This window comes from Selenomonas sp. ND2010 (assembly GCF_000702005.1).
GTDB lineage: Bacteria > Bacillota > Negativicutes > Selenomonadales > Selenomonadaceae > Selenomonas_A.
This window is the reverse complement of record NZ_JNKI01000028.1, coordinates 18,149-29,256: the sequence shown is the minus strand read 5'-3', so window position 1 is coordinate 29,256 and position 11,108 is coordinate 18,149. Positions and strand designations below refer to the sequence as shown.

The 11,108-nt window shown below is 48.7% G+C and carries 9 protein-coding genes; all 9 read left to right on the top strand.

From position 1 onward, the window contains the following. Positions 1–184: 184 nt before the first annotated feature. A complete protein-coding gene (locus T504_RS0110095) occupies positions 185–640 on the top strand; it encodes a hypothetical protein (RefSeq protein ID WP_033170961.1) in 456 nt (151 codons plus the stop codon). 96 nt (positions 641–736) lie between these two features. Beyond that, a complete protein-coding gene (locus T504_RS0110090) occupies positions 737–3,535 on the top strand; it encodes a sigma 54-interacting transcriptional regulator (protein ID WP_033170960.1) in 2,799 nt (932 codons plus the stop codon). 326 nt (positions 3,536–3,861) lie between these two features. Beyond that, entirely contained in the window at positions 3,862–4,293 is a 432-nt protein-coding gene (locus T504_RS0110085) for a PTS sugar transporter subunit IIA (protein ID WP_033170959.1), read from the top strand. Then, positions 4,293–4,769 (top strand): mannose/fructose/sorbose PTS transporter subunit IIB, encoded by a 477-nt coding sequence (locus tag T504_RS0110080; RefSeq protein WP_033170958.1) that lies wholly within the window; start codon positions 4,293–4,295, stop codon positions 4,767–4,769. The genes T504_RS0110085 and T504_RS0110080 overlap by 1 nt, the downstream gene beginning before the upstream one ends. An 85-nt stretch (positions 4,770–4,854) precedes the next feature. Next, entirely contained in the window at positions 4,855–5,655 is an 801-nt protein-coding gene (locus T504_RS0110075) for a PTS mannose/fructose/sorbose transporter subunit IIC (RefSeq protein ID WP_033170957.1), read from the top strand. Between the two features lie 25 nt (positions 5,656–5,680). After that, on the top strand, positions 5,681–6,505 hold the full coding sequence (manZ, locus tag T504_RS0110070; protein WP_033170956.1) for a PTS mannose transporter subunit IID: 825 nt from the start codon (positions 5,681–5,683) through the stop codon (positions 6,503–6,505). Positions 6,506–6,658: 153 nt separating this feature from the next. After that, the gene (gene pfkA, locus T504_RS0110065; protein ID WP_033170955.1) at positions 6,659–7,624 is read left to right on the top strand and encodes a 6-phosphofructokinase; all 966 of its coding nucleotides are present in this window, start codon (positions 6,659–6,661) and stop codon (positions 7,622–7,624) included. 61 nt (positions 7,625–7,685) lie between these two features. After that, the gene (locus T504_RS0110060; protein WP_156033521.1) at positions 7,686–9,440 is read left to right on the top strand and encodes a GGDEF domain-containing protein; all 1,755 of its coding nucleotides are present in this window, start codon (positions 7,686–7,688) and stop codon (positions 9,438–9,440) included. 94 nt (positions 9,441–9,534) lie between these two features. Then, positions 9,535–11,106 carry a GGDEF domain-containing protein gene (locus T504_RS0110055; protein WP_033170953.1) on the top strand — a complete coding sequence of 524 codons (1,572 nt, stop codon included), beginning with the start codon at positions 9,535–9,537 and terminating at the stop codon, positions 11,104–11,106. The last annotated feature ends 2 nt before the right edge of the window (positions 11,107–11,108 follow it).

The following is an 11,108-nucleotide window of genomic DNA, read 5'->3' as shown; positions in this document are numbered from 1 at the left end:
CGCTCAAAATTCCTGTATTTTGCTCTTACTTTTAAGATATCGTCAAGTTGAAAAGCTAATGGGGCTGTGCATAAGTAATTTCTCACTCATGCAACAGCCCCTTTTTTTTATGAATTTTTAGCAGTAATATGATACAATAAACAGAAATAAATGAATTATTATTATTCGGAGGGTGGTTACCGTCATGAAGAAACATATCTTAGCACTTTGTCTTGCCTGTCTCGTAGCGATGTCTGCTAATGCGTTTGCCGCTACACCGGAAGCGGAGACGTTGTCGGTGGAACAGCAGGGGGCTCAGAAGTGGATGGAAACGATGCTGGTCAAAGCGGATTATAAGACGGCTTTGTCGCAGCTCGGGGAGGAAGGGAAAAAAGCCCTGACCGAGAAGCAGATGAAGGAAAAGCAGGAGGCAATTCTCAAGAATTTGGGCAAAATGCAAAAGCATCAGTTCAATGCCTGGATTCGTTTGGGAAAATATGACCGCATTGTTTATGCCGCTCAGTTCGAGAAATATCCGCTGGTTCAGTGCGATATCATTGTCGATCAGAAGGGGCAGGTCATTGCTTTTGGTTTGTCACCGATTCAGCAGCAGAAACAGGATGCTGGCGCTGAAAAAGACAAAAAGAAGACAAAAAAATAATCCACAGGATATGAGCCGGCAGCGCAGCTGTCGGCTTTTCTGATTATTGATACACTGTTATAATAGAGAATAGAGTATCAGATTGGGGGAATATGGATGAAGCGCAGTGAGCGTATCTATCAATATATTCAGGAGAAATCGGCATCGTATACGAAAGAGCAATTAAAGGGCCAGGTGGGGATGGACGCTCAGGAGATTGCCGGTGCCCTGGATATTTTGCGCAACAATGTATCAAAAGAATTGAATGAGCTGCATCGCCAGGGGAAAATCGTTAAGTTTTCCGGCCGTCCGGTACGTTATTTTGATCGGGAGATCTTGGAAGGACTGTTGGATACGGATTTTGGTGATGGCTCCTGTCAGTTCCAGGATATCGAGGAGTGCCGAAAACTTAGTGGTGTGGAAGACGAGGAAATAAATCCGTTTGAGCACCTGATTGGTGCAGAACGCAGTCTCAAGCGGCAAGTGGAGCAGGCTAAGGCGGCAATCCTTTATCCGCCGGATGGTCTGCATACGTTGATTGTCGGTCAGACGGGTGTCGGCAAGACGCTTTTTGCCCACATGATGTTTGCCTATGGCAAAACGATGCATCGCTTTGCGGAGGACGCCCCCTTTGTGACGTTTAACTGCGCGGATTATTATAACAATCCGCAGCTGTTGATTTCTCATGTCTTTGGTCATATCAAAGGAGCATTTACGGGAGCGGATACCGCCAAAGCTGGTCTTGTGGAAGAGGCGGATGGTGGTGTGCTGTTCCTGGATGAAATTCATCGTCTGCCGCCGGAAGGGCAGGAAATGATATTTTATTTTATGGATACGGGAACGTTCAACCGATTAGGAGAGACTACCCGCAGCCGTCGGGCGAAAGTGCTTATCATCGGCGCTACGACGGAGGACCCGAATTCGGCACTCACACGTACTTTTGTGCGCCGTATTCCGAATATCATCACCATCCGGCCTTTAGCCGAGCGCACCCTCGAGGAGAAGCTGGATATTTTGAAGTTGTTATTCATGGATGAAGCCCGGCGCGTCAAAAAACCCGTCCGCATCAGTGTCGAGTCGGTGAAAGCTTTGATTGGAAGCATCGGGAGCGGCAATGTCGGACAGCTGAAGTCGAATATCAAGCTTCTGTGTGCCCAGGCATTCCTCAATGGCATTGATAATCCCAATTACATTGAAGTGGATTTCAAAATGCTGCCCTCCCATATCAAAGATGGTCTTTTGACCTTGTCGGCTAATCGGCAGGCGCTTACCGAGCTAACCAAATACGTCAGTGAGCCGCTGGTCGTATCGCCGCCAGGGGGGAATTTCCAGCTGGAGGGAACTGGTGGCAATGAGGGCGGTTTCAATCTGTATCAAGTGGTTGAAGATAAAGTGGCGCTGTTAAAAGGTGAGGGAATCAGTGATGAACTCATTAAGCAGATTGTCGCTACCGACGTTAACGTATATGTCAAAGACCTCTATAATAAGAAGCATTCGGTCAATATGACGACGCGGGAGCGCTTGCTAAAGATCGTGGATGAAGCATTGGTGGATTTTTCGGAGCAAGTATCGCTCTTTGTGCAGAAACGCATGAACCGCAGCTACCGTGACCGCTTCTTGTATGCGTTTAGCCTGCATTTATCGGCTTTCCTCAAGCGTGTGAAGTCGAAGGAATCGATACCCTATACGGAAATCGAAGGGGCAGTGCCGCAGGATTCGCAGTGTGTGCAGGTGGCAGGGGAAATTGGTGAGATGATTGAAAAGCACTATCATCTAAAAGTTCCTCGCAATGAAATTGAGTATATCGCCCTGCTCTTGGAATCCTCCGATGATGATGATTTGGATGAGAAGGTAACGATATTGGTGGCAACCCATGGCAAGAGTACGGCTAGTTCCATGGTTGACGTAGCACAGAAGCTGTTCAGTTCTACGGATATCAATATCATTGCGGTGGATATGCCGCTGGAAATCAAACCGCAGGAAATATTCGACAAGACGGCAGCGATGCTAAGAACGATGAACTGCGCGAACGGTGTGCTGATTTTGGCGGATATGGGATCGCTTTGTAATATTGGGGCGATGCTGTCGGAAAAGCTGAAAATTCCTGTCCGTACGCTCGATATGGTATCGACACCGCTGATTTTGGAGGCTATGCGCAAGGTGGATATTGCCGGCATGGACCTGGATAGCATTTATGAGTCGTTGCGGAATTTCAAGGGGTATGAAGCAGTAGATTCGGCAGATTTGTCGCAGCAAAACGAAAATAGTCAGGAAGCTATTGTCACGATTTGCTCTACGGGACAGGGCGCTGCCTTGAAGCTCAAGGCTTTGGTGGAAGACATCCTGCGCCATGCCGGCCGTGCGGTGGAGGTCATTCCCATCGGGCTGGTACACATGGAAGAGCGTATCGAAGAGATCAGTCAGGCCTATCATATCGTGGCTGCGGTGGGAATGAAAAAACCGAAGGCAAAGATTCCTTTTATTCCCTTGGAGCAGCTTATTGATGGAACGGGAGAACAGCTGCTCTCGGAGTTGGTCCTTGACCGCAAGATGGATATGGTTCCTAAGCGAAGAGGGAGTATGGTGGTACAGAAGCTTTGTGAGGAGTCCTTGCAGAAGTTTTTGACCTATTTGAATCCCGCGAAAGTAATGGGGGGATTGCTTGAGTTTGACCGGTTGCTGGAAAAAGAATTGGGAATAAAACTGTCTAATCCTGTACGCATTCGCTTGCTGGTTCATTGTGGCTGTGCACTGGAACGTATCGTTACCCGCAGTTCGTTGGTCTACAAAGGGGATAAAAACGAAGTCGATACACAAAAGTTGGAAGCTTTGAAAAAAGCAGCCAGAGTATTCGATGAGACACTAAAACTCCGATTTGATGAAGATGAGTTTTATTTCATGGCAAATATGATATAAGTCAATAAAAAATAAGCCGATACGATACACTATGATGACGCTTGTCATCATAGTGTATTTTATTTGTGGATATTTTATTTTCTGACAGTATCAAAGTGTATTGGAAATAAAGAAAAAGTGTATCAGAAGTGTATTGAAAGTATCAATGAGAAAAAAGTTTTATGAAAAGTCCCTGTAAGATAGGGCGTAAAAAGATTTTTTTGGTTTAATACACAAAGTTGGCACGCTACTTGCAATATATATGGGCGTAAGGCAAAATAAGCCAAAAACATTCAGAGACAGCCGGATGGTTATAGGAGAATGTGTAGTATAAGGAGGATGTTTTCATGTTTGGTATTATTGTTGGAACACATGGTATTTTTGCACAGGAACTTTTAAAGTCCTGCGAAATGATTTGCGGCGAACAGAAAAATGTTCGTGCGGTAACGCTGATTCCGGGTGAAGGTCCGGATGATGTCGTTAAGAAATACGAGGCTGCTATTGCAGAACTCGATTGTGATGGCGGGGTCCTGTTCCTGAACGATCTGTTCGGCGGCAGCCCGTACAACGCAGCCTGCCGTCTGGTAATCGGCAATGAGAATTACGGCATCGTAACGGGCGTAAATCTGCCGATGCTCATCGAGATGTGCAGTGCTCAGATGATGGATGATGGTTCGGATATCAAGGCTCTGATGGAGAAAGCTGTTGAGGCCGGTAAGAACGGTACGCAGACTTTCCATGCCAGCCAGATTTCTGATGATGAAGAGGAGGAATTATAATGAATATCGTATTAGCAAGAATCGATGACCGTCTGATTCATGGCCAGGTTGCCACGGTTTGGTCGAAGGTAACGGGATGCCAGCGCATCATCGTCTGCGATGATGAGGTCGCTAAAGACACGATTCGCGCAACGCTTTTGAAACAGGTTGCTCCGGCTGGCATCAAATCCCATGTCGTAGACCTCGATAAAGCGATCCGTGTTTATGAGAATCCGAAATATGAGAACGAGAAATGCCTGCTGCTGTTTACGAACCCGACCAGCGTTCTTTATCTGGTTGAGCATGGTGTTGATATCAAGAGCGTCAACATCGGCGGTATGAGCTTCAAAGAAGGCAAACACCAGATCACGGGTGCTGTTTCCGTTGATGACAAGGATATTGAATCCTTCAAGAAACTCAACGAGAAAGGCATCGAGCTGGAAATCCGTAAGGTTGATACGGATAAGAAAGTTATGCTGATGGATGTCCTGAAATAAGGATATTCTTCATAGAAGGGAAGAAGCTGTATGGGGCGGCTTCTTTCCTAGGGAATTTCATATTACATAATGGAGGGAATAAACAATGAGCTCTATTCAAATCCTGCTTATCTTTATCTTTGCGACAATCGCAGGCATGGGGTCCTGCTTGGACGAGATGCAGACGCATCGTCCGCTGATTGCCTGCACGGTCACTGGTCTCATTCTTGGGGATATGACAACTGGTATTATCATCGGTGGTACGCTTGAAATGATGGCTCTCGGCTGGATGAACATCGGTGCTGCAATCGCACCGGATGCTGCACTGGCTTCGGTTATTTCGACGATTCTTGTTATCGCCAGCCATCAGGATGTGGCAACCGGTATCGCTATCGCAATGCCGCTGGCAGCTGCTGGTCAGGTCCTGGCAATCATTTGTAAGACGGTTTCCGTTGTGTTCCAGCATAAAGCAGACGATTACGCAGAAGAGGGGAATCTTTTTGGTATCGATCTGTGCAACTACGGCGCTCTGATCCTGCAGGGTCTGCGCGTTGGTATCCCGGCTCTGCTCGTCGCTATGACGGTCGGCACGGGTGCTGTTGAGAACATGCTCAACGCTATCCCGCCGGTCATCTCCGGTGGTCTTCAGGTCGCTGGCGGCTTCATCGTTGTCGTAGGTTATGCAATGGTCATCAACATGATGGGTGCTCAGTACCTCATGCCGTTCTTCTTCCTCGGTTTCGTTGTGGCAGCGTTCACGAACTTCAACCTCGTTGCTCTCGGTGTCATTGGCCTTGTAGCCGCTATCGTCTACATCCAGCTGAACCCGAAATATCAGGCAGTAGCCGCAGCTCCGGCAGCAGCAGCTTCCAGCTCTGACGACGATCTTGATGACGAACTTGACTAAGCGCGAATAGAGGAGGATATACATAATGGAAAAGAAAATTACTTCCAGCGATTTTTTCTGGACTTTCGTCCGTTCTAACTTCCTGCAGGCATCCTGGAACATGGAGCGTATGCAGGGCTTGGGCTACTGCTTCGGCATGGTGCCAATTCTTCGCCGTCTTTATGAGGGTGAGGAACTCAAGAAGGCAATCAAACGTCACCTCGAGTTCTATAACACGCAGCCGTTCGTAACGGCACCGATCATTGGCATCACGGCAGCTCTTGAGGAGAAGAAAGCCAACGGTGCACCGATTGAAGATGGTGTTATCAACGGTATCAAGGTCGGTATGATGGGCCCACTGGCCGGTGTTGGCGACCCGATTTTCTGGGGCACGCTCCGTCCGATCACGGCAGCTCTTGGTGCTTCGTTTGCACTGACGGGCAGCATCGTTGGTCCGATTCTGTTCTTCGTCCTGTTCAATGCAATCCGTCTGGCAGTCCGCTGGTACGGCATCAAATACGGCTATGCCAAAGGTACGGACATCGTCAAAGACATCGCTGGCAACAAGCTCCAGAAGATCACGGAAGGTGCTTCCATCCTCGGTCTGTTCGTCATGGGTGCTCTTGTAAACAAATGGACGTCGGTCAACATTCCGGTTGTCGTTTCGGAAATCACAAACGCCAAAGGCGAGCATGTCGTTACGACGGTTCAGGGTATCCTCGACCAGCTTATGCCGGGTCTTGTTCCGCTGCTTATGACGTTTGCCTGCATGGCACTCCTCAAGCGCAAAGTCAGCGCTATCACGATTATTTTCGGTCTGTTCGCAGTTGGTATCATCTGCTATGCCCTCGGCATCATGAACGTAAAATAAAACATCGTTACAAAATTGGGAAAGGAGCTGATTTTCGGCTCCTTTTTCTTATGAAATACTTTACTTTTATGGCTGAGTTTCGTAAAATAAAGTAGTATGGTTTGATAACAAATATTTATTAGTTTTTCATAGTTTTATAGGAGAGATGTTTCCATGATTAAAAAAGCAATTGCGGTAATGACGTCCGGCGGCGACAGCCCGGGAATGAACGCAGCTGCCCGTGCAGTTGTCCGTACGGCACTGTACGAAGGTATTGAGGTCTATGGTATCAACAACGGTTATCAGGGTATGGTCGATGATGACATTGTCCAGCTCACGAGCCGTAGTGTCAGTGACCTCATTCAGCGTGGCGGCACGTTCCTCGGAACGGCTCGCTGCATGGAGTTCAAGACGCCGGAAGGCCGTAAGAAGGGCTTTGATAACTTGGTAAAACGCGGCATCGAAGGTCTCGTAATCATCGGTGGCGACGGCAGCCTTACGGGCGGCAGCCTGCTCTCCAAGGAAACGGGCCTGCCGATTGTCGGTTTGCCGGGCACCATCGATAACGATGTCTGGGGCATGGATTATACGATTGGCTGCGATACGGCTGCCAATACGATTGTCGATGCTATCAACAAGCTGCGCGATACGGCTTCGGCGCATCGCCGCATCATGCTCGTTGAGGTTATGGGCCGTAATTCCGGCTGGCTGGCTATGATGGCTGGTATCGCTGGCGGTGCTGAGTATGTCCTCGTACCGGAGGTTAAATACGACCTCGATGAGATGTGTCATGAGCTTAAGGCAATGTACGATGCTGGCAAGCGCTACAGCATTATCGTTGTAGCAGAAGGTGCTGGTTCAGCTGTTGGCCTGGGTAAAGTTGTCGAGGAGAAAACGGGGATTGATACCCGCGTATCGGTTCTCGGTCACATTCAGCGTGGGGGCTCCCCGACGGTCGAGGACCGCATGAAGGCTTCGATGCTGGGCGAGAAAGCAGCCCTGGCTATCATTTCTGGCGCAACCAATATTGTCTTTGGTTTCAACGAGGGCAAAGTCGTCGGCGTAAACCTGTTTGATGCTGTAAACAACAAGAAGACGTTGGATCCGGAACTGGTTCGTCTGGCTCGCGTTTTGGCATAAAATCGAATGTTCAAGAAGTCCCACTGGCAACAGTGGGGCTTTTTTACAGAAGGGAATCGAAGTGGCTAAGGCGGATATATGTGGGGATAGAAAACGAATAAACTGGTTGGGCAAAGCAGGTTTCGTGGGGATGCTGCTGCTTTGCCTGTTTGTCTTGTCGCCGTACTGTCAGGCGATGAAAATGGATGGGCAGTGGTACTGGCAGGAGGACCCGGTTCATACAGAGGATGTGCCGGAGGAAAGGGTAGTACAGGAAGCGGTAGCCGGCAAAGGAGATTGGAAACCTTTTCGGGTACCGGGGCAGCCGCCCGTGGCAAAAAATACGCAGTATGTATGGCTGATGACAACCATGCCGGCGGAGCCAATCCATGATGCAACGTTATTATTCAATGTAACCGATCAGAGTTTTGAGCTTTGGCTCGATGATCAGAAAATATACAGTTATGGTGATATGCAGTCGAGGGGGATGTCGTATGGGCAGCGATGGCATCTGATAATGCTGCCGAAGGACTATGAGGGGAAGAAACTTTTGATACGCACGCATTCGGATAATCCGTTTTGCCTGGGAAACTTTAGCTATATCCAGCTGGACTCCAGCGTGATGCAGATGGCGTCAATCCTGCGGCGGGATATTCCCTATATCGCGAATATCCCGTTGGGGCTATTCATGATTTGCATCATGTTGATGTATTATATGAGTCCGACAGCGCCCAAATCGCTGTATACCCAGATCATCCTGTTCATGATTTCCTTTGACATTTGGATGATGTGCGTGCTGAATACGAAACAACTTCTTTTGGATGCGCCGGTTTTTTGGTGGTTCTTACTGCGCATCAATGCTTATTTGCTGCCAATCCTGGCGAATCTGATCATATACCGGGTTATCGATCGGAAGTACCGCCGGCGAACCTGGAAGGTCGTATTGGCGTTTACGGCCTTGTTCCTGTTGGTAGTCCTGGCGGAAATCTTTGGTTTCCATGGCTTGGATGCCGGTGCGTCTGTTTTTTATATCATGCTGCCGGTTTTGGATGGTTGCGTAGCCTATTGGACGATTCGTTCGGCAATCCGTGGGAACTATTACTGCCGGGCTATGTTGCTTCCTCTGGTGGTGATGCTTGTCGCGGGGACACTGGATGGCTTTTTTGGTCATTTTTATTGGCTGCCGGAAAGCGGTTCGCTGCTGCCGTATGGTACTTTCACGATTGGGATTTTTTTGCTTTATATTGTACGACAGCAGATTCGGAGAGAACGGTCTTTGGCTGTGCGGGCGGCTGGTTTGGCTGATGCGATGGCAGAAGCCGTGGAGCGTTCGGAAACGGATCGGCTTACCCACTGTTACAACCGTAACCGCTTGGAGGCGGTATTAGCGGAACAAGCCCGCCGGCATCGGGAGGAAGCCGAGGCTTTTTCTCTCATCATGTTGGATATTGATTTTTTTAAGCGTATCAATGATACGTATGGGCATGATGCGGGGGATGAGGTTTTGGCATCTTTTGCGGGCTTGATTCGCGATAATATCAAGAAATCCGATGTGTTTGTGCGCTGGGGCGGCGAGGAGTTCATCCTGGTGTGCTGCGGTTGCTCGGGAGAGGAAGCACTGCTGATAGCAGAGAGGCTGCGGCGTCAGGTGGCGCACTCGGCTATTTTCCCGCAGCAGAGAATCACCTGCAGTGTCGGGGTAACCTCTTGGCAAGGGGGACGTGATACGGTGCCGGCTCTACTGAAACGCGTGGATCAGGCACTTTATACCGCCAAAAGAAAGGGGCGCAATCGGGTTTGTCAAGTATCCGAAAATATAGGACTATCGTCGGAGTAATAGTCATATTTTCTTGACAAAATTCAGCTTATCGGCTAATGTATGGAAAGTGATTTTTGTACATTGCATTGATAGGAGCAGGAGGTTATTAGGGATGAAACGTGTATGCACGCGGATAGTAGCCTTCCTGGTCCTTTTTTTGTCTGCAGGGTTCCTGCCGGGAGGAAGCGAGGCGGCAGTATTACAGGACAATTGGCATTATTGTGACGTGGAATCAGGAGCAAGTTTTTCAGATATACTCTTGCCGGATGCGCCGGAAAACGATACGTTGTTTTTTGAGACCAGTGGGAAAAGCGTTCGTGTCACGCTGGGAGATCAGTTGGTCTATGCGTATGATTGTCCGAAAGAAGAATGGCTGCCATCCTATGGGCGGCACTGGCATTTGATAAAACTCCCGCCCATCACGCAGCCGGAACAACTGAGGGTGGAAATCCAGGGGAAAAATCGCATGGAACAGGGAACTCCTTCGGTTCCCAGCTTGGATACAGCCCGTGTACAGGCAGAAAAGATTTTTCTGTATGATCTTCCCTATGTCTTATCGCTTCCCGGGGATTTGCTGCTGGCGTTGATTATCCTCATGTATTATTTTCATCAGGTATCGTGGAAATCGCTGGATCTTACGCTGTTGTTGATCCTTTTTCTACTGGGAGTGCTCAGTGTCAGCGTTTCTTACACGGTACAATTGTTTTTGGATTGGCCGGCCCTGTGGTGGGTGCTGTCGCAGGGGATTCTTTCCTTCCTGCCAGTAGCAGGATCGTTCCTTATCTATCAGATCGTGGAGGCAGAATTCAGACGGAAGATTGGCGCGGTCATAGGAATCTATGGTGTATTGGCAGTTCTTATTTTGACTGCTGAGTTTTTGGGGTGTTCCGGCGTTTTTTATGGATACTATCCGTTTTTTATTTCGGTTATCATACCGTGCCAGTTTTATACTTTTTGGTGTCTTCTGTGTTCGATGCGCAAATATCAAAATGTCTATTCGCGCTTTGCAGTGGTGCCGTTGATTGGATTTTGCTTCGCAGGCGTATTCGACGGCCTGAATCAATTTTGGCAAATCATGCCATGGAAGACAAATCTGGTGCCGTTTTGTGTTTATTTTTTGTCCATGTTTGTTGTTTGCATGATGCGGGAACAATTGCTGTGTGAACGGCGGATGCAGGAGCAGGCCAACAAGCTGGAGTATGAAATAGCGCTGGCAGTCGAACGCTCGGAGATGGATGCACTGACGGGCTGCCGCAATCGGGCGGCATTTGACCGGCTTATGCAGCAACGCGAGGGGAATTTTTCCATGTTGATGCTGGATATCGACCACTTCAAGAAAATCAATGATACCTGGGGACATGATGCAGGAGACAAGGTGCTGCAAAAGTTTGCGGCGCTGGTTCGGGAACAGTTGGATAAAAAGCATTGGTTCTTTCGCTGGGGTGGTGAGGAATTTGTCGTGTATTGCCCGCATGATGCAGTAGAAGGGGGCTGGACACTGGCGGAGAGAATTCGCCGTACGGTGGAGTCAGCAGAAATCCTGCCGGAACAGCAGATTACGGTCAGTATCGGGATTGCGTATTGGCATGGCGCGGATGATAGTGATATTGCGTTGTTCCGCCGTATGGATGAGGCCTTGTACCGGGCAAAACATGAAGGCAGAAATTGCGTGATGCAGGAATGAGA